Annotated in this window: 16 protein-coding genes and 1 pseudogene; 14 read left to right on the top strand and 3 right to left on the bottom strand. The window is 43.2% G+C overall.

The window, feature by feature from the left end:
- The 11 genes and pseudogenes from pta to ACQRBH_RS04785 all read left to right on the top strand — a co-directional run bounded on the left by pta (nt 1) and on the right by ACQRBH_RS04785 (nt 9,988).
- Nucleotides 1-990, top strand: coding sequence for a phosphate acetyltransferase (gene pta, locus ACQRBH_RS04835; RefSeq protein WP_427761044.1), 990 nt, complete (start codon nt 1-3; stop codon nt 988-990).
- Between the two features lie 154 nt (nt 991-1,144).
- Nucleotides 1,145-1,585 (top strand): ribose 5-phosphate isomerase B, encoded by a 441-nt coding sequence (gene rpiB / locus ACQRBH_RS04830; RefSeq protein WP_347375341.1) that lies wholly within the window; start codon nt 1,145-1,147, stop codon nt 1,583-1,585.
- A gap of 20 nt (nt 1,586-1,605) precedes the next feature.
- A complete protein-coding gene (locus ACQRBH_RS04825; RefSeq protein WP_427761043.1) occupies nt 1,606-2,226 on the top strand; it encodes an HAD family hydrolase in 621 nt (206 codons plus the stop codon).
- A gap of 61 nt (nt 2,227-2,287) precedes the next feature.
- On the top strand, nt 2,288-3,652 hold the full coding sequence (pepV, locus tag ACQRBH_RS04820) for a dipeptidase PepV (RefSeq protein ID WP_427761042.1): 1,365 nt from the start codon (nt 2,288-2,290) through the stop codon (nt 3,650-3,652).
- A gap of 27 nt (nt 3,653-3,679) precedes the next feature.
- A complete protein-coding gene (locus ACQRBH_RS04815) occupies nt 3,680-4,753 on the top strand; it encodes a M24 family metallopeptidase (protein ID WP_427761041.1) in 1,074 nt (357 codons plus the stop codon).
- A gap of 69 nt (nt 4,754-4,822) precedes the next feature.
- Nucleotides 4,823-5,806 (top strand): recombinase family protein, encoded by a 984-nt coding sequence (locus ACQRBH_RS04810; RefSeq protein WP_427761040.1) that lies wholly within the window; start codon nt 4,823-4,825, stop codon nt 5,804-5,806.
- 77 nt (nt 5,807-5,883) lie between these two features.
- Nucleotides 5,884-7,266, top strand: a pseudogene (locus ACQRBH_RS04805) (glutamate synthase-related protein); the annotation flags it as partial.
- 186 nt (nt 7,267-7,452) lie between these two features.
- Nucleotides 7,453-7,989: a rubrerythrin gene (gene rbr, locus ACQRBH_RS04800; protein ID WP_427761127.1), complete on the top strand. Its 537-nt coding sequence runs from the start codon at nt 7,453-7,455 to the stop codon at nt 7,987-7,989.
- 39 nt (nt 7,990-8,028) lie between these two features.
- Nucleotides 8,029-8,781 carry an N-acetylmuramoyl-L-alanine amidase gene (locus ACQRBH_RS04795; RefSeq protein ID WP_427761039.1) on the top strand — a complete coding sequence of 251 codons (753 nt, stop codon included), beginning with the start codon at nt 8,029-8,031 and terminating at the stop codon, nt 8,779-8,781.
- 116 nt (nt 8,782-8,897) lie between these two features.
- Nucleotides 8,898-9,140: a hypothetical protein gene (locus ACQRBH_RS04790; protein ID WP_235231661.1), complete on the top strand. Its 243-nt coding sequence runs from the start codon at nt 8,898-8,900 to the stop codon at nt 9,138-9,140.
- Between the two features lie 158 nt (nt 9,141-9,298).
- Entirely contained in the window at nt 9,299-9,988 is a 690-nt protein-coding gene (locus tag ACQRBH_RS04785) for a sigma-70 domain-containing protein (RefSeq protein WP_427761038.1), read from the top strand.
- A 56-nt stretch (nt 9,989-10,044) separates the two neighbouring features.
- Here ACQRBH_RS04785 and ACQRBH_RS04780 read toward each other — a convergent pair whose 3' ends face one another.
- Genes ACQRBH_RS04780 through ACQRBH_RS04770 form a run of 3 tightly spaced genes read right to left on the bottom strand, consistent with a single transcriptional unit; the run spans nt 10,045 to nt 14,593 of the window.
- A complete protein-coding gene (locus ACQRBH_RS04780; protein ID WP_427761037.1) occupies nt 10,045-11,451 on the bottom strand; it encodes a sensor histidine kinase in 1,407 nt (468 codons plus the stop codon).
- Nucleotides 11,452-11,481: 30 nt separating this feature from the next.
- A complete protein-coding gene (locus ACQRBH_RS04775; RefSeq protein WP_235231666.1) occupies nt 11,482-12,183 on the bottom strand; it encodes a response regulator in 702 nt (233 codons plus the stop codon).
- 34 nt (nt 12,184-12,217) lie between these two features.
- Nucleotides 12,218-14,593, bottom strand: coding sequence for an endonuclease MutS2 (locus tag ACQRBH_RS04770; RefSeq protein ID WP_427761036.1), 2,376 nt, complete (start codon nt 14,591-14,593; stop codon nt 12,218-12,220).
- 116 nt (nt 14,594-14,709) lie between these two features.
- Between ACQRBH_RS04770 and ACQRBH_RS04765 the strand changes: the two genes are divergently transcribed.
- The 3 genes from ACQRBH_RS04765 (at nt 14,710) to rlmD (ending at nt 18,399) form a co-directional block, all read left to right on the top strand.
- Complete coding sequence (locus ACQRBH_RS04765) at nt 14,710-15,954, top strand: S1C family serine protease (protein WP_427761035.1); 1,245 nt, start codon at nt 14,710-14,712, stop codon at nt 15,952-15,954.
- Between the two features lie 32 nt (nt 15,955-15,986).
- Complete coding sequence (locus ACQRBH_RS04760) at nt 15,987-16,934, top strand: 3'-5' exoribonuclease YhaM family protein (protein WP_427761034.1); 948 nt, start codon at nt 15,987-15,989, stop codon at nt 16,932-16,934.
- A 70-nt stretch (nt 16,935-17,004) separates the two neighbouring features.
- On the top strand, nt 17,005-18,399 hold the full coding sequence (gene rlmD / locus ACQRBH_RS04755; protein WP_427761033.1) for a 23S rRNA (uracil(1939)-C(5))-methyltransferase RlmD: 1,395 nt from the start codon (nt 17,005-17,007) through the stop codon (nt 18,397-18,399).
- The last annotated feature ends 203 nt before the right edge of the window (nt 18,400-18,602 follow it).

The raw sequence follows: 18,602 nt of genomic DNA, 5'->3' as shown, positions 1-18,602 counted from the left end.
GTGAGTTTCATAGAACAAGTGAAGGCACGTGCAGCGAAAAAAAATTGCTTGATTGTTCTTCCGGAAAGTTATGACGAAAGAGTAACAGAAGCAGCTGTAAAGATTGCACAGGAAGGAATCGCACGAATTCTTTTATTATCTGATAATGGAAGAAAGATGCCGAACCAGGAAAAAATTGAGGAATCCAATATAGAAGTGTTGGATTATAAAAACAGTGCAGATTTTCCGGTGTTTGTAGAAGCGTTGTGCGAACTGAGGAAGAAAAAGGGAATGACAAGAGAAAAAGCAGAGGAACTTTTAAAAGATCCCCTGTATTATGGAGCAATGCTTGTACGAGAGAAGAGGGTAGACGGAATGGTGGCAGGTGCATGTCATTCAACCGGAGATACCTTGCGCCCTGCACTTCAGATTGTGAAAACTGCAGACGGAATCAAGACAGTATCCGCGTATTTCCTTATGGTGGTTCCCGATTGTAAATATGGCAATGATGGTGTGTTCCTGTTTGCTGATTCTGGTCTGGTAGAATTCCCGGATGAGGAACAGCTTATGGATATCGCAGTGTCATCGGCAAAAAGTTTTGAACAGATTACAGAACAGGAGCCAATTGTGGCAATGTTGTCCTATTCTACCAAAGGAAGTGCCAAGAACAAGAGATTAGAACCAATCATTTCTGCCGCTAAAAGGGTAAAAGAAAAATATCCGAATCTCAAGATAGATGGTGAATTACAGCTGGATGCAGCCGTAGATGAAAAAGTCGGACAGATGAAGAGCAAGGGAAGCAATGTAGCAGGCAATGCAAATGTCCTGGTATTCCCTGACTTAAATAGCGGGAATATTGGTTATAAATTAGTACAACGATTGGCTAAGGCCGAAGCCTATGGACCAATCACACAAGGCCTTCGAAGACCGGTGAACGACCTGTCCAGAGGGTGCGTCGCAGAAGACATTGTTGGGGTAGTAGCAATTACATGTCTTCAGGCGGATAAGTAAAAAGGGACACGGCAAATTGAATCTGGGACGGGGGTTTTTTCGTTTTCCCCCGTCCCAGATTCAATTTGCCGTGTCCCCTTTTTCAAAACCGTTGATATTCCTTAGGACAGCTATTATAATATAGAAAGAAAATAAAAAGATTGGAGACAATGCAATGAAAATTGGAATTGGTAATGATCATTCAGCAGTGGAAATGAAACAGGAAGTAGTAAAATATCTGCAGGAGTTGGGATATGAAGTTGTGAATTATGGAACGGATACTACAGAGAGTTGTCATTATCCGATATATGGAGAGAAAGTGGCGAGAGCTGTGGTTGCAGGGGAAGTGGATCTTGGAATATTGATCTGTGGAACCGGAGTGGGAATTTCACTTGCGGCGAATAAAGTGAAGGGTATTCGTGCGGTTGTATGTAGCGAGCCATATTCTGCGAAATTGTCCAGACAACACAATAACACGAACATTCTGGCGTTCGGTGCAAGAGTGATCGGTGTCGAGATGGCGAAGATGATTATTGATGAGTGGTTGAATGCAGAATTCCAGGGTGGACGCCATCAGGACAGAGTCAATATGATTATGGCTATTGAAGAAAAATAGCAGACAGGTGAGATGTTGATATGGACGGAATAATATTTGATCTGGATGGAACGTTGTGGGATTCTACGGAAGAAGTAGTAAAGTCATGGAAAAGAGCGGTCTGTGAACAAACTAATCTGAATGTCACGCTGGAAGTAGAGACGTTGGTAAGAGAATTTGGTAAACCGATGGATGTGGTCATTAAGAATACTTTTCCAGAGTTAAGTGACGAGGAGAGAGCAAGCCTTACAGTACAATTGTTTCGATATGAGAATGAGTGGATGAAGAAAGCACCTTGTAAATTATATCCTCATATGAAGGAGACGATTCAGAAGCTTTCGAAAAAGTATCCCTTGTTTATTGTAAGTAATTGTCAGGCAGGGTATATTGAAGCCTTCTTGGAAAATACAGGACTACAGGAGTATTTTGCCGACCATCTGTGTCCTGATGATACGGGAAGATTAAAGGCTGATAATATTAAGATCATTATGGAGCGAAATGGCATCGAAGAAGCCGTATACGTGGGAGATACACAAGGAGATGCGGATGCCTGTAAGGAAGCAGGGGTTCCTATGGTGTATGCGGCATATGGGTTTGGCAAAGTGGAAGATGAATGTGTGACAATTCAACAGTTTGACCAGCTATTAGACTTATATGAATAACAAAAATTGAGTGCGCAAAGAGTGTACTTGAGATAATAACAAGAAGAGAGGTAAAACAACAATGAGTTATGAAAGACTGAATGAGAAAGTTCTTGAATTGAAGGATGAGATGTTGGACAGCATCCGCGAGAGCGTTGCAATCTGCAGCGTGAAAGGGGAACCGGAGCCGGATGCACCTTACGGAAGGGAAGTAAAACAGGCCTTGGATCATGCCCTGGCACTTGGAGAAAAGCTGGGATTCAAGACGGGAAATATTGATAATCGAGTAGGTTATGTTGAGTATGGTGAAGGCGAAGAGATGGTCGGTGTTCTGGGACATCTGGATGTTGTTCCGCTTGGGGAAGGGTGGAACCATGATCCGCTTGGATGCGAAGTACAGGATGGAAAGATGTACGGACGCGGTGTGCAGGATGATAAAGGTCCAACGATTGGAGCATTTTATGCGTTGAAAGCAATTAAGGATCTGGGACTTCCGCTTGACAGAAGAATCCGTGTGCTGTTCGGATGTGATGAAGAGTGCGGTTCTTCCTGTGTAGAACATTATATCAAGGTTGGCGGAGAACTTCCTACTATTGGATTTACACCAGACGCACAGTTCCCTGCAATTTTCTGTGAGAAAGGTCAGACTTTCTGGTATATTTCTAAAAAAATCGAAGAAGCACCTGCAATTAAAGTATTGTCTATCGAAGGCGGTGTGGCAAAGAATGTTGTAACACCGAAGTGTACGCTCGTTGCAGAAGGTGATCTCGTTGTAGAGGAAAAAGATTATATCCAGGTCGAGAAAAAAGATGGAAAAACAATCGTAACTGCAGAAGGTCTCAGCGCTCACGGAAGTACACCGGAACTAGGTAAGAATGCAGCGGTTCGTCTGTTTGATGCGTTGAAAGGAAATCATTTTGGCGGAGATCTTCAGAAGATGATTGATTTTATCATGGAAAAAGTCGGCTGGGAGACGAATGGCGCTGCTCTTGGTATTGCATCTGAAGATGAGGAGACCGGCAATACGACTGTAAATCTTGGAATGATTAAGTATGACGGGCAGGAGCTTCAATTTACACTGGATATCCGTTATCCAAAGAACATCACAGAGGAGACTGTTGTTGCAAATGTGACGAAGAATATCGAAGCTTATGGGCTTGAAGTGGAAAATGATCTTCACAGTCTGTTATATGTGTCGAAGGATTCTGAATTGGTTCAGAAGCTGACCAAGGTATATTGTGAGGAAACAGGTGATACTGATGCACAGCCAATTGCAATCGGAGGAGGAACCTATGCAAAATCATTTGAGAATATGGTGGCATTTGGACCAATCTTCCCGGGCGAAGAAGAAGTCATCCATGCACCAAATGAGTTTGCAGTGATTGATAATCTGGTACGTTCTATCCAGATTATGGCAGCAGCCATGTACGAACTTGCACAGAAATAATACATATATAGAAGAGGAAAAATCGAAATGAACGAGAGAATTAGCAGAGTATTGGAAAAAATGGAAAAGAAAGGACTGACCCAGCTGATCGTATCGGATCCACTGAGTATCCGTTTCCTGACGGGAATAATGGTAAATCCGGGAGAGAGACTGTATGCGCTGTTACTTAGAACGAATGGAAAGCATACGTTATTCCTGAACTATCTGTATTATGTATCAAACACAGGCTTTGAGGAAGTATGGTTCAGTGATATGGATGACCAGATTGGCGTTCTCATGGAGCATATTGATACAGAAAATACGCTTGGCATTGATAAGACATGGCCGGCTCGTTTCCTGATTCCGCTTCAGGAGCGTTGTCCAAATATGAAGACAGTATGGGGATCTGACTGTGTAGATGATGTCCGTGCAGTAAAGAACGAAGAAGAGATTGCAATCATGAAAGAAGCTTCTGTGATCAATGATTCTGTTATGGAAAAAGCAGCAGCATTTATCAAAGAAGGAATGACAGAGAAGGAAATCGCAGATTATATTGATTCTGAATTCTTTGCAGCTGGAGCAAGCGGAGTAAGCTTTGATACGATCGTATGCTTCGGACCAAATGCTGCAGACCAGCATCATACACCGAGTGATACCAGAACTCTGAAAGCCGGAGAATGTGTGCTGATCGATATGGGTTGTGTATGGAAGGGCTACTGTTCAGATATGACAAGAACATTCTACTGCAAATCTGTTGACGATGAGCAGGCGGCAATTCATGATCTGGTGCGCACTGCAGTTGAGAAGGCTGAGGCAGTGATCAAACCGGGGGTTCGTTTCTGTGATATCGATGCGCAGGCAAGAAATCTGATCGATGAGGCTGGATACAGCGAATACTGGAAGATTCGTCTTGGACACTTTATCGGACAGGAAGACCATGAGTACGGAGATGTAAGCCCAATTAATAAAAATGTTGCAGAGCCGGGAATGATCTTCTCTATTGAGCCAGGAATCTACATCGAAGGAAGATATGGTGTACGTGTAGAAGACCTTGTACTGGTAACAGAAGATGGACATGAACTTCTGAATGCAGTTGATAAGAAGTACAGAATCGTAGGATAATACATATTTAACATATTTTAATTTAAGGCATATCTTAACATGAAGAATATTATTTCGGAGTGTAAAGATATGCCTTATTCAATTATGTTAGATGCAGGCCATGGCGGACGTCAGTTGTGCAAAAAAGAATCATTTAATGTGGCTGCATATATCAGATTATCGCGAGAAGATGGCGATAAAGAAGAAAGTAACAGTGTAAGAAATCAAAAAAAACTCATAACAGATTATGTGTTAAAGCAAGAAAATCTTGTTCTGTATGATATGTATGTTGACGATGGATATACTGGTACGAATTTTAAGCGCCCAGGTTTTCAGAGAATGTTGGAAGATATTCAAGATAGAAAGGTAAATTGTGTCGTAGTAAAAGATTTGTCAAGGTTTGGGCGTGATTATATCGAAACCGGCAGATATCTGGAAAGAATATTTCCCGAGTTGGGAGTGCGGTTTATCTCATTGGCAGATAACATTGACAGTATGGGACAGATATATGACATGTTGTTGGCAATCAAGAATATTTTCAATGAACAGTATGCAAGAGACATTTCCCAAAAAGTACAGACAGCTATAAGAACCAAACAAAAGGCAGGGGAATTTATCGGAGCATTTCCAAGTTATGGGTACAAAAAATCTGCGGCCGATAAAAATAAGCTGGAAATTGATGAATATGCGGCTTCCGTTGTCCGCAGAATCTTCTCTTTATATATTCAGGGATATGGGAAACAGAAAATTGCAGGCATTTTGAATGCAGAAGGAGTGCTCTGCCCATCAGAATATAAAAAGTTCAATGGTGAAAATTACAGGAACAGTAACTGTCTGGAAGGTACAACATACTGGTCATATTCCACGATCAACAGTATTCTTCATAAAGAGATATATATTGGAAATATGGTGCAGGGAACGAAACATCAAAATATTGGAAGACGACAAAAAAGAACATCCAAACAGGAGTGGGTCATTATTGCACACACACATGAACCGATTATAGACCAGGCGACTTGGGATAAGGTGCAGTCTCTTTTACGGAAAAGAACAAAAAAGACAAAAACGATTTGACAATTCAGAAAAAATGTTAGATAATAGTATTAGTTACTATTATTAGTTACTATTATTATAAATACAAAGGAGCTTATATGGCAATTTACAAATGCAGCGTATGTGGTGCAATCTATGATGAAGCCAAAGAAGGAAAACCTCTTTCCGAACTTCCATGTTGCCCTATATGTAAACAGCCGGTCTCAAAGTTTGTATTAGTACCGGAGGAGAGTAGAAAAGAACCTGTTAAGACTTATGAAGGAGATCTGGCTTATGATGCAGCTACTGCAAGAGATGATGCGTCCTGCCGTTATATGAAGGAGATTCATCAGATGGCAGTTACTGGACGATCCATTGGAGGTGCAATGAGCACGCAGATGCCGATGCCCGGATGGGATGATATTCTCTTACTGGGGGCTCAGCTTAATCCGCCGCCGTTGAATGACGGGGAAGAAGTGGATACCAGAACGATCATTGGAAAGCATGCGAAAAAGCCGATGGTGCTTGAAAGCCCGGTTTACATATCTCACATGTCTTTTGGTGCATTGTCTAAGGAAATCAAGGTTGCACTGGCAAAAGGATCTGCTATGGCAAGGACAGCGATGTGCAGCGGGGAAGGAGGAATTCTTCCGGAAGAGAAGGAAGCTGCATACAAATATATCTTTGAATATATTCCGAATAAATATAGTGTTACGGATGAGAATCTGAAGACATCAGATGCTATTGAGATTAAGATAGGACAGGGAACAAAACCGGGGATGGGAGGACATCTGCCCGGAGAAAAAGTAACGGAAGAAATTGCAGCTATACGTGGGAAGAAAAAAGGGGAGGATATCCAGAGCCCAAGTAAATTCCCGGAGATTCAGAGTAAAGAAGACCTTCGAGCCATGGTCGATATGTTAAGAGAACGCTCTGACGGCAGACCGATTGGAATTAAGATAGCTGCCGGAAGAATCGAACAGGATCTGGAATACTGTGTATATGCACGCCCAGATTTTATTACGATTGATGGTAGGGGCGGTGCGACAGGATCAAGTCCATTTTTCTTAAGAGAAGCAACTTCTGTTCCGACGATCTATGCTCTGGCAAGGGCAAGAAAATATCTGGATACGGTGCATGCAGACATTGATCTTGTCATCACAGGCGGACTCCGTGTGTCGGCAGATTTTGCAAAGGCATTGGCAATGGGAGCTGATGCTGTAGCAATTGCAAGTGCAGGATTGATTGCCGCAGCCTGTCAGCAATACCGGATCTGCGGAAGTGGAAACTGCCCGGTGGGAATCGCGACTCAGGATCCTGAACTGAGAGCAAGACTGAAGGTGGATGCTGCTGCCCAGCGAGTGGCAAATTTCCTGAATGTTTCCAACGAGGAGTTAAAAACATTTGCGCGGGTAACAGGAAATTACTCAGTACACGGACTTTCCGTGGATCATCTGGTGACAACAGACAGAGATATCGCTGAATATACTGCCATCCGCCATATTGGGGAGCCATCTGCCAATGTGGCAGCGCAGCCGATAAAACAGGAGAATCAAAAGGAGAATATGATGGGAAAATATAAATGTAAAATATGTGGAGAAGTATTTGAGGTAAAGGATGGAGAGACCCCAGTCTGTCCTGTCTGCAAAGCAACAGGGGATAATCTGGAACTTATTACAGAACAAAAAATCAGCCCTTATGCCGGAACACAGACAGAGAAGAATCTGGAAGCAGCTTTCGCAGGAGAGTCAGGTGCCCGAAACAAATATACCTTCTTTGCTTCTGTGGCTCAGAGAGAAGGTTTTGAACAGATTGCCGCACTTTTCCTTAAGACGGCTGAAAATGAGAGAGAACATGCGAAGATGTGGTTCAAAGAATTGAATGGGATTGGCAGTACTGCCGAGAATCTATTAGCTGCTGCAGAAGGTGAAAATTATGAGTGGACAGATATGTATGATGATTTTGCAAAGACGGCTGAAAAGGAAGGATTCCCAGAACTTGCCCACAAGTTCCGCATGGTAGGTGCGATTGAAAAGCGTCACGAGGAACGTTATCGCGCATTGCTTAAGAATGTAGAGATGGCAGAGGTATTTGCAAAGAGTGAGGTTAAGGTGTGGGAATGCCGTAACTGTGGCCATATTGTCGTAGGTACGAATGCCCCAGAGATCTGTCCGGTATGTGCATATCCGCAGAGTTTCTTTGAGATTACGGAAGAAAATTATTAATAAGTATGGAGTGGAACAGCGCAAGTGAGTTGAACTTACTTGCGCTATTTACGTCCGGCACATGGCGGACGTGATTTTGGGGCTGTATACAATGGGCGTCGGGAAAAAGATGATAATCTACGTCTGGTACTGGCAATCGGAGAGATTCTGCAGAATAATGATATTGATGTAGAGTACACGCGAACAACGGATGTCTATGAGACTCCATATGAAAAAGCAATGGAGGCTAATAATGCAGGAGTGGATTTCTTTATTTCGATTCATCGAAATTCATTTCCAACAGATAATGAAGTGTCAGGAGTGGAAAGCCTGGTATACAGTCTTACAGGATTGAAATACCAGATGGCGCAGCAGATCAATGAACAATTAGAGACAATAGGATTTGTGAATCTCGGAGTCAAGGCGCGGCCGAATCTGGTCGTGCTTCGTAAGACAGAGATGCCGGCAGTACTGGTGGAAGTAGGATTTATTAATTCAGATATAGATAATCGGCTGTTTGATGAGAATTTCGAAGAAATCGCACAGGCAATTGCCACCGGCATTTTGGATACACTGAATTACGCAGGTGTGATACAGGAGAATAATTACCGTGTCCAGGTGGGAGCATTTCGCAATCGTACTTATGCAGAAAGATTATTAGATGAACTGATGGAGCAGGAATTCCCGGCTTATATTAACGATTCTGGACCATATTATCGTGTCCAGGTGGGTGGATATGAGAACTTGAATGAAGCTGCCGATATGGAGCGTCGCCTGAAGCGGGCTGGGTATCCGACAGTAATTGTAAAATGAGTTAGAGCAGAATAGATTTTACACAAATTTTTCACGAATATTTTTGGAACTTAACATTTTTTTCTTATAATGCACTTGAAAGAGAAGTAGATAGTGAGCTTTTAGGAGGATTCGTGATGAGAGAATTATGGAACGTTGTTAATAAAATATTTGGTGAAGATTCTGCGATAGGTGCATTTCTGGCGGTCAATATTATCTGTTGGACCATAGGAACATTGGTGTTGGGGCTGGTATTTTGCGTGATAACAGGAACGGTTGTAGGCACATGTATTACCAGACTTATGTGCGCGGCAATTTATGCAGGAATTATTATGGGACTTTTCGGGGGAATATTTTTCTTAATGCGTAGGCAGTCATAATTTAAATTGAGATTTTTCATTCATAAATATAGTTGTGATAGTAAAAAGGGCTGGTTTTGAGTAGAATTCAAGGCTGGCTTTTTTTGACGTAACAAAGAGACTATGTTAAGATATTCCTGAAAAGAAAAGAATCCGCGGAAGCGGTGGAGGAGATAGATATGGCAGGAAAATTAGAATTTAGAGCAAAGTTAAGCGGTGTGTTAGAGTTTGCCAAGAGCAAGGGCGGAAAGATTGCGCTGGAAGACGTGGAAAAGTATTTTGAAGATGATCAGCTCTCACAGGAACAGATGGATCTGGTGTGTGAATATCTGATGTCCCAGAAGATGGTGGTGTTAGGATATGTGAAAAAGGGAGGAACCATAAAAGAGAAGAAAGAAGAGCCAGTCGCTTTGAGTAAAGAAGAACAGGCATATATCGAAGATTATCTGAGAGATATTGCTCAGCTTCGAGATAACAATATGGAAGAAGTACGTATGGCTTATTATCTTCCGAAGGTGATTGAGGAAGCAATAAAGATGCATCATCCAGATATCTTCATAGGTGACATGATTCAGGAAGGAAGTATCAGCCTTATGTTGGCCTTAAACGCGACTGGAGAAGGAAAAGAAGATGAAGCAAAGATTATGGAAGAAGTACGTGCCGGAATACAGACGCTGATAGAATCACAGACAGAGACCAAGCGCCAGGATAAGAAGATGGTAGAACGGGTGTCCGAACTGGAAGAAACCATTCAGAATATGAAAGAAGAATTCGGAAGAGAAGTCAGTGCGGAAGAAGTTGCCGAACGGCTTGGAGTTACAGAAGAAGAATTAGGAGATATCCTGAAATTAGCAGGAGAAGACTCATAGGGGACACGGTAATTTTAATTTGGGACGGAGGAAAATGAAAAAACCCCCGTCCCAAATTAGCCTTTTGGAAGTGAGAAGATGAATTCGGTTCCCACTCCTTCTGTGCTTATAACATTGATGTTTTCGCCATGTGCCTGGATTGCCTCCTTGACGATGGCGAGTCCGAGCCCTGTCCCTTTTTTGTCTTTGCCGCGGGAGAGGTCGGATTTGTAAAAGCGCTCCCAGATCTTGTTCAGGGAATTCCTTGGAATTCCAATACCGTCGTCTTTGACGGAGGTATAGATCTTGTCTCCCCGCCGGGTAGTCTCGATGGTAATAGAGGAATCTGGGTCGCTGAATTTTATGGCGTTGTCAATCAGATTATAGAGAACCTGTTGAATTTTGCGTTTATCTGCGTATGCATTCAGATGTTTGGTGGCAAATAATAATTCTATGGATATTTTTTTCTGTGTGCAGGTGCCTTCGAAGGAGGCGGCCACGTTTTTAATCATCTCGTGGATGTCGAATGTCTCTTTATTGAGAAGCAGATTCTTAGTGTCAAATTCGTTCAGGGTCAGGAGATCCTGGGTCAGATCAGTCAGTCGCTCTGTCTCAAATAATATAATTTTCAGATATTTTTCGTGTAATTCCGATGGAATTGTACCGTCGACCATAGCTTCTACATATCCTTTGATAGAGGTCAGTGGAGATCGGAAGTCGTGGGAAACATTTGCCACGAATTTCTTCTGGTAATCTTCCATATCCTTTAATTGTGAGGACATATAGTTCAATGATGCAGAGAGGTAACCCATCTCGTCTTCGGTGTTTACCGGAATCTCATATTCCAGATTGCCAGAGGCATATTGCTTGGCGGCTTCTGTTACCTTGCGAAGCGGTCGGTATACGAAGAACTGGAACGCGAGAAGTATCATGAATGAGAGCAAATATATCACAATCATTGTAATCGTAGTCGCGCGAAGCAGAATGTGCTGAAATTCATTCAGGTCGGATACGTATTTATGAATGAGCAGATATCCTTTTGGAGAGTAGTTATACACGACAGGGGCAATGACGGTGATAACATCTTCGTCAAAATAACCGTGGTAATCGCCAGTCTGTGATTGGGAACTTCCACTTTCGGCCGGATTAAAATCTTCGATGACAGAAGGAGACATTGGGTAGTCGTAAGGCTGCGCAGAGAAAAGAACATTCCCTTCTTTATCAACAAACCATACGGCTGCATCAAGCTGTGTCTCGATTCCGGATAGTTGAAGTGCTACTTCAGAACCATCCAGTTCATTGGAAAAATAAGAGGACAGATAATTGTTGGCAATCAGGTTTGCTTCTGTATACATCGTTGAAGTCAGGTAATTCTGCATAGGAGTTTCCATCAGGCTGGAAGTCAGAGTAGCTACGGTAAAGAGACTGAGAAACCCGAAGATAATATAAACAATGATGAATTTTAGATATAATGTGCTGCGCATAGGGCTCCTTTCTCACCTGTGAAAATGCAATTATTTTACTTCAAATTTATAACCGATTCCCCAGACCGTGCTAAGGCTCCAGGAAGGATGATCTTTGATCTTTTCACGGAGACGCTTAATATGAACGTCAACAGTTCGGGTGTCACCAATATATTCATATCCCCAGATCTGGTCTAACAATTGTTCGCGTGTGAAGACCTGATTCGGCGAGGCTGCCAGGAAATACAGTAATTCCAGTTCTTTTGGCGGCATGTCGACTGTTACACCGTCTACTAATACAGAATAATTGGTCAGATTAATCGTAATACCTGGGTATTCTACACATTTTCCCTTATCTTCTTTTGGAGAATCTGCTTTTTGAATCGGTTGATAACGGCGTAAGACTGCTTTGACACGGGCTACCATTTCTTTGGAATCAAAAGGCTTCATAATGTAATCATCTGCTCCAAGTTCCAGACCAAGTACTTTGTCGAAGACTTCACCTTTGGCAGACAGCATGATGATTGGAACATTAGATTTTGTGCGGATTTCACGGCAAACCTGATAGCCGTCAATGCCAGGAAGCATAAGATCCAGCAGAATCAGATTGGGCTGATAAGTTTCATAGGCGATCAGTGCCTTTTCTCCGTCATGCACCATCATAGTATCAAAACATTCTTTGGTAAGATATAGAGAAATCAATTCAGCGATATTTTCATCATCATCTACAATCAATATTTTTTGTTTGTTCACTTTATTACTCCTCCTCAGGAATTATTCCAGTCATTTATTTTAGTTCCACAATTGTAACACCGGCATCTCCTTCACCGAATGCACCGAGCCGGAAAGACTTTACATGCTTTTGGCGCCGCAGATAGGTGTGAATACCAGCTCTTAATGCGCCGGTTCCTTTCCCGTGAACAACTCGCACGGATGAAAGATGAGCCAGATAAGCATCATCCAGATATTTATCCAGTTCAGCAACTGCTTCATCTACTGTTTTGCCGAGAAGATTAATCTCTGGACTTACGGAAAGAGATTTACCCATCTTCATCTTGCCTTTGCTGGTCTGATGCATCTTTTTGGCTGAGTAAGAAGGTGCTTCTTCGATAATCTCCAGATCGGAAATAGGAACCTGTGAGCGAAGAATTCCCATCTGTACTGTAACGTTTCCCTTAGAATCGGGCAACGAAGTGACCGTCCCGTTCAGATTCATGCTTAAGACTTTAACGGATTCCCCAAGCTTGAAGTCACTTGGCTTATGCTGCTTGCGTGGCTTTTGGGTCTCCAGCTTCATGCCGGAACGTGTAGAATCCATTTTCTTGCGAAGACGTTCGCGTTCTTTTTCCATCTCTGCAACGGAAATGTTCTCTTTGCCAAATTTGCGGAAATTACGCATGGTCTCGTCAGCAGTTTCTTTGGCGTCGGCTAATATTGCATGAGCTTTTTCATTTGCCTCTCGGAGAATACGTTCTTTTTGTTCTTCCAGTTTTTCTTGCTTTTGCTTCGTCTCCGTCTTTAAGCGTTCCAATTCTCGCTTGTAAGCAGCAATCTCTTCCTGCTCTTTTTGAATGGTCCGTTTACTGGTCTCCAGATCGGTCAGAAGATCTTCGAAGGATTCATCCTGCTCGGTCAGATGTGTCTTGGCTTCCTGGATGATATAGTCCGGAAGGCCAAGCTTTCCTGCGATGGCAAATGCATTGCTCTTGCCGGGAATTCCGATTAACAGGCGATACGTCGGGCGTAAAGTCTCCAAGTCGAATTCGCAGCAGGCATTTTCTACTCCAGGTGTAGACAGGGCAAATACTTTCAATTCACTATAGTGAGTCGTTGCCATGGTACGGATGCCACGCTGATGTAGATGGTTCAAAATGGCGATTGTCAGGGCAGCACCTTCGGTAGGATCTGTACCGGCACCCAATTCATCGAACAGTACCAGGGAATGTTCATCTACGTGTTTCAAGAAAGATACGATATTGGTCATATGGGAAGAGAAGGTACTTAGGCTTTGCTCAATACTCTGCTCGTCGCCGATATCTGCGTATACATTGTCAAAGACAGCCAGTTCTGAACGATCCAGTGCTGGAATATGAAGTCCAGCCTGCCCCATCAATGTAAATAGACCTACCGTTTTTAAAGAAACGGTTTTTCCTCCGGTGTTCGGACCAGTGACAATCAAGAGGTCGAATTCGTCGCCCAATGTAATGGTGATCGGTACAACCTTCTTTTTATCCAGAAGTGGATGGCGACCTTCGCGAATGTGAATGCGTCCCTCGGTGTTGAACCGGGGCATGGAAGCGTTCATATCCAGAGCCAGACTGCCCCTTGCAAAGATAAAATCCAGTTCACTGAGAACAGAGTAATCGGTGCGGATGGTCTCAATATATTCGGCAGCATCTACACTTAGACGTGCCAGGATGACTTGGATCTCTTCCTGTTCCTTTCCATAGAGTTCTTTTAAATCGTTGTTCAGCTTCACGACTGCCATTGGCTCGATGAAGAGTGTAGAGCCGGTAGCCGACTGATCGTGGATCAGACCGGATACCTGACTGCGGTACTCTGCTTTTACAGGGATACAGTAGCGTTCTCCACGCATGGTAATGATTGCATCTTGCAGATAAGTGCGAAGAGAGCCGTTGACCAGTCCGGTTAAGGTTGCGTGGACTTTGTCGTTGATCTGGTTGATCGAACGGCGGATATGCTTCAAAGTACTGCTGGCATCATCGCTGATCTCGTCTTCTTCCAGAATGCAGCGGCGAATCTCTGTTGTTAAGATAGAAACAGGCTCTAATTGCTGGAAAAATGTGTCCAGACAATCTTCCAAATCGTCTGCATTCTCATGGCGACCATATGATCTGGCCCTTCCGGCGGCTTCCAGAAGCTTGCAGATACGAAGCAACTCGCCGCTTCCAAGAGCAGCACCGATCTCCAGACGCTTCAGGGAATCATTGACAGGATTACATCCACTAAAGGAAAGGCGGCCCTTCTTAACAATTCGCGTAAATGCGGCGGCTGTCTGCTCCTGAGCCGTCTGTATATCTGACAGTGAGGTCATGGGTTTCAGTCTCCGGCAGCGCTCTTTGCCGCTGAAAGAAGAAGCCTGCTCTGTTAATAATTCAATTATTTTATTGTATTCTAGTTTTGTTAAAGTTTTCTTATTCATCTTATTCACCTAGACCTATTCTACCTTATTTGCGCAACAAAGAAAAGGATAAATATTGAACATTCGCTATTCTTACGCTATACTATAAGAAGGATTGTAAAGGAGTAAATGCGTCTATGGAGGAGCAGAAAGATCCCAAAGAAGAAAATCAGGAGTATTCATTTCTTCAGGAAACCATCAAAGAGAAGCAGGGTGGTATTCGAAAATTCTTTTTCCGTGCAGCCGGGTGGGGACTGGTATTCGGAGTCTGTGCCAGTCTTAGCTTTTTTGCGCTTAAACCGATGTTAGACGAACGATTTCAGGACAATCCACAAGAAGTAACCATTCCACAGGATGAAGATGAGGTGGAAGGGGAAGAAGAAAATCAGGATCAAGAACAGACGGAACCGGTGATTCTGAATGATGACAGTTATCGACAGATGCAGCAAGAATTAAAGGCTGCTTCTGTAAAAGCAGGAAAGTCCATGGTAGAGATTGTTGGACGGACAGAAGGTCAGGGAGAAGCGAAAGAGGCATCAGGAAATAATATCTCTGGCCTTATAGTCGCAGACAACGGAAGAGAGCTTCTGGTATTGGGAAAAAAGATCCCTGAAGAAGAAGCAGAAAAATTACAGATTGTATTTTGTGATGGACAGAGTTATCCTGCGAGTCTGAAGAAAAGTGACAGTATACTTGGGTTTGGAATCTATGCGGTGAATCGTGCAGATATCCTGGATACTACCTGGACACAGATTGAGACCGCCACATTGGGAAGCTCTAATGTAGTGAAGAATGGCGATGTGGTAATCGCAGCCGGGAGGCCTTTTGGGGTAAATGAAGCTGTAGGATATGGCCTGGTGGTTTCTAATGAAGATAGAGCAGAACTGACTGATGGACATTATCAGCTGCTTCGCACAGATATTACTGGAATTGAAAATGGCAGTGGTTTTGTGGTAAATCGAGATGGTGCAGTTGTTGCAGTGATTGATCAGAATATGGCAGAAGAAGGCAATGAAAAATTGATCACAGGATATGGTATTTCTGATATTAAGAATATTATTGAATGCCTGTCCAATGGAAAATCTGTTCCTTACATTGGAATCCGGGGCGGCGATGTTACAAATGAAATAGAAGAGGCGGGCGTTCCTCAGGGAATCTATGTAAAAGAAGTAGAAGTAGAATCTCCGGCGATGGCGGCAGGAATCCAGAGTGGAGATGTCATTACCTGTATCGAAGATATCCAGATCACATCTTATGACATTTACCACAGTGTACTGATGCGCAAGTCAGAGGGAGATAAGATTATTATTAAAGGGCTTCGCCAGGGCGCAGATGGCTATGTTGATATAGAATTTAATGTGACTGTCGGAAGCAAAAAATAAAAATGACAACGAATTAGAAAGAGGCAGACAATATGAGATATATTAATACCCTTCATGAAGGGGAGATTATCCGGAATGTATACCTATGCAAGGGAAAACGTTCCGCAGAGACAAGAAACGGCAAACCATATGACAATCTGATCCTTCAGGACAAGACAGGAACCCTGGATGGCAAAGTCTGGGCTCCTAACTCCGGCGGAATCGCAGATTATGACGAGATGGATTTTATTGAAGTATATGGAGAAGTTATCAGCTATAATAACAACCTGCAATTGAACATTAAGCAGATCCGCAAAGCTCTGGAAGATGAATATGTAGCAGCCGATTATATGCCGACGACTGAGAAAAGCACAGATAAAATGTATCAGGAATTACTGGGATATGTGAAACAGATTCAAAATCAGTATCTTAAACAGGTGGTGGAATACTATTTTGTAAAAGATGAAAAATTCATCAAAAGATTCAAAGCACATTCAGCGGCTAAGAGTGTCCATCATGGATTCTCAGGTGGATTGCTGGAACATACACTTAGCGTAGTAAAATTCTGCGAATACATGGTAGGGGCCTATCCAATCCTGAACCGCGACCTCCTGTATGCGGCAGCCATCTGCCACGACATCGGTAAGACCAAAGAATTGTCCTCCTTCCCCGAAAATGACTACACAGATGATGGACAATTACTGGGGCACATCGTCATCGGAGTAGAGATGGTCGGCGATGCAATCCGCTCCATCCCGGGCTTCCCAGAAAAGCTCGCAAGCGAACTCAAACACTGCATCATCGCACACCACGGTGAACTCGAATACGGTTCCCCGAAAAAACCGGCACTGGCAGAAGCATTGGCACTCAACTTCGCAGACTGCACAGACGCCAAGATGCAGACATTGACAGAAATATTCAAAGACAAAAACAGCAACGACTGGCTAGGGTACAATCGGTTGTTCGAATCCAACTTAAGAAAAACAACAATGGGGACGTAGTATTGTTGCAAAGTACTACGTCCCCAATTAACTTTTGCCCTGTACCCAAATGATAAAATGAGGTATGTTTATGCAAAAAAATGATATGGTGACGGTTACAATTGAAGATATGGGAACATCGGGTGAGGGCATTGGCAAGGTGGATGGATACACGTTGTTTATCAAGGATGCAATCATTGGTGATGTTGTGGAAGCTAAGATCATGAAGGCGAAGAAGAATTATGGGTATGCAAGATTGATGAATATTCTTGCGCCTTCGGAATATCGTGTAAAAAATCCGGAATGTTCTATGGCGCGGAAATGTGGCGGATGCCAGATCCAGGAGATGGAATATGGACGGCAATTGCAGTTTAAGATGGATAAAGTGAGGGGGAATCTCATGCGTATTGGCGAGGTGCCGGAGGAGTTGCTGGATCGTGTGATGGAACCGATTGTGGGGATGGATGAACCATTTCACTATCGGAATAAAGCTCAGTTCCCGGTTGGAACGGATAAAGAGGGCAATATCGTTACAGGGTTCTATGCGGGAAGAACGCACAGTATCATCCCGAATACAGACTGCTCCCTCGGCGTGCCGGTTAATGAAAAGATCTTGAAATGTATTCTTGCATTTATGGAAGAATACGGTATCCGTGCGTATGATGAGGAAAAGCACAGCGGACTGGTTCGTCATGTCCTGATCCGATATGGATTTACGACAAAGGAGATCATGGTCTGTCTTGTTATCAATGGAAATAGTCTTCCGTGTGGGGAGATTCTGGCAGAACGTCTGGCACAGATTCCTGGAATGACCAGCATTACCTTAAGCATCAATAAAGAAAAGACGAATGTAATCATGGGCAATCAGATCAAGCCTTTGTGGGGACAGACTTATATCACCGATTATATCGGAAATATAAAGTATCAGATCTCCCCATTGTCTTTTTATCAGGTTAATCCTATACAGACGGAGAAGTTATACGGACTGGCACTGGAGTATGCAGATCTTCATGGAAATGAGACGGTATGGGATCTCTACTGCGGAATCGGAACCATCTCTCTCTTTCTCGCACAGAGGGCAAAGAAAGTTTATGGCGTAGAGATTGTGCCGCAGGCCATTGATGATGCGAAAAACAACGCTAAAATCAACGGAATTACGAATGCAGAATTCTATGTCGGGAAAGCAGAGGAAGTCCTGCCGGAGTATTATGCGGCTTATGAGCGAGAACATGGCGGTAAGACGGCACATGCAGATGTGATTGTGGTGGATCCACCGAGGAAAGGATGCGAAGAATCATTGCTTCAGACCATGGTAGATATGCAGCCGGATCGGATCGTGTATGTAAGCTGTGATTCTGCAACGCTGGCAAGGGATGTGAAGCATCTGAGGAGATGTGGGTATGAACTGGAGCGAGTAAGGGCTGTAGATCAATTCCCTCACACCGTGCATGTGGAGACTGTGTGTTTGCTGAGTAGGGTGAAATAATTATTTGGCAAAAGCAATGAGGTACTTATTGATATAAAGAAGTTTGATAACCCAAGAGGGGTAAGAAATAATACGATTTTACGTAGAAAAGCAGAGTTTTGATGACTCTGCTTTTTCTATAATGAAAAATGTTTGGAATTACTGAACATGGGGTAAACAATAACATAGTATGCGGAAACTGAACGATGTCAGAAAAAAGCTGT

It is taken from the genome of Bariatricus sp. SGI.161, from assembly GCF_050313695.1.
In the GTDB taxonomy this organism is placed as follows: Bacteria; Bacillota; Clostridia; order Lachnospirales; family Lachnospiraceae; genus JAFBIX01.
This window is presented reverse-complemented; position numbering and strand designations above follow the sequence as displayed.

What these genes read in the sequence shown, in the direction of transcription:
- rpiB (WP_347375341.1), top strand. Translation starts at nt 1,145, where the DNA reads ATGAAAATTGGAATTGGTAATGATCATTCAGCAGTGGAAATGAAACAG.
- ACQRBH_RS04825 (WP_427761043.1), top strand. Translation starts at nt 1,606, where the DNA reads ATGGACGGAATAATATTTGATCTGGATGGAACGTTGTGGGATTCTACG.
- pepV (WP_427761042.1), top strand. Translation starts at nt 2,288, where the DNA reads ATGAGTTATGAAAGACTGAATGAGAAAGTTCTTGAATTGAAGGATGAG.
- ACQRBH_RS04815 (WP_427761041.1), top strand. Translation starts at nt 3,680, where the DNA reads ATGAACGAGAGAATTAGCAGAGTATTGGAAAAAATGGAAAAGAAAGGA.
- ACQRBH_RS04810 (WP_427761040.1), top strand. Translation starts at nt 4,823, where the DNA reads ATGCCTTATTCAATTATGTTAGATGCAGGCCATGGCGGACGTCAGTTG.
- ACQRBH_RS04790 (WP_235231661.1), top strand. Translation starts at nt 8,898, where the DNA reads ATGAGAGAATTATGGAACGTTGTTAATAAAATATTTGGTGAAGATTCT.
- ACQRBH_RS04785 (WP_427761038.1), top strand. Translation starts at nt 9,299, where the DNA reads ATGGCAGGAAAATTAGAATTTAGAGCAAAGTTAAGCGGTGTGTTAGAG.
- ACQRBH_RS04780 (WP_427761037.1), bottom strand. Translation starts at nt 11,451, where the DNA reads ATGCGCAGCACATTATATCTAAAATTCATCATTGTTTATATTATCTTC.
- ACQRBH_RS04770 (WP_427761036.1), bottom strand. Translation starts at nt 14,593, where the DNA reads ATGAATAAGAAAACTTTAACAAAACTAGAATACAATAAAATAATTGAA.
- ACQRBH_RS04765 (WP_427761035.1), top strand. Translation starts at nt 14,710, where the DNA reads ATGGAGGAGCAGAAAGATCCCAAAGAAGAAAATCAGGAGTATTCATTT.
- ACQRBH_RS04760 (WP_427761034.1), top strand. Translation starts at nt 15,987, where the DNA reads ATGAGATATATTAATACCCTTCATGAAGGGGAGATTATCCGGAATGTA.
- rlmD (WP_427761033.1), top strand. Translation starts at nt 17,005, where the DNA reads ATGCAAAAAAATGATATGGTGACGGTTACAATTGAAGATATGGGAACA.